A 585-nucleotide genomic window follows, 5' to 3' on the forward strand; every position below is an offset into this window, starting at 1 on the left:
CATTGCCGTGGATGCGGCCGCCGTCGCCGCCCAGCCGGCCGAGCGCGCCGACATTCACGCTGGAAGCCACCGCGCCGGTGATATTCAAGCTGCCGCCCAGGATATTGCTGGCGCCCTGGTAGGTATTGTTGCCGGCCAGCGTCAACTGGCCGCTGCCGCTCTTGTTCAAGCCGGCGTCGCCGCCGATATCGTTCTTGAACACCGAGGAGGCGTTATCGAACTGGATATTGACGTTCGGCCCCAGCGCCAGCCGTTGATCGAACAGCGCCGGGCCGTTGACCGCCTTGCTGGCGTTGAGCAGCCCCCAGCCATAGGTGGCGGTATCGTGCATGTCGGTGGCGGTGGAAAGAATGGTCTGGCGGATCAGGTCGGCATTCATCCAGGGATAGGCTTGCTGCACCATGGCTGCCGCGCCGGTCACCGCCGGCGCGGCGAAGGAAGTGCCGAAGACCCGTGTACCGCTGACGCTGGAGATGAAATCGCCGGCCGCAGCCAGGCACCAGTTGGCGGCAACGCCGCAGCGATTGGCGTAACTGGAAATCACCCCCGGCACCGTGTCGCTCACCGCATAACCGTTGCTGCCGC

1 protein-coding gene is annotated in these 585 nt (G+C 65.5%); it reads right to left on the bottom strand.

Annotated elements, in window-relative coordinates; genetic code table 11:
- Window positions 1-585, bottom strand: a 585-nt coding sequence (locus KHU33_RS26205) for a S8 family serine peptidase (protein WP_211468494.1), incomplete at both ends; no start/stop codon positions are given.

Source organism: Collimonas silvisoli (genome assembly GCF_018305005.1).
GTDB classification, from domain to species: domain Bacteria; phylum Pseudomonadota; class Gammaproteobacteria; order Burkholderiales; family Burkholderiaceae_D; genus Collimonas; species Collimonas silvisoli.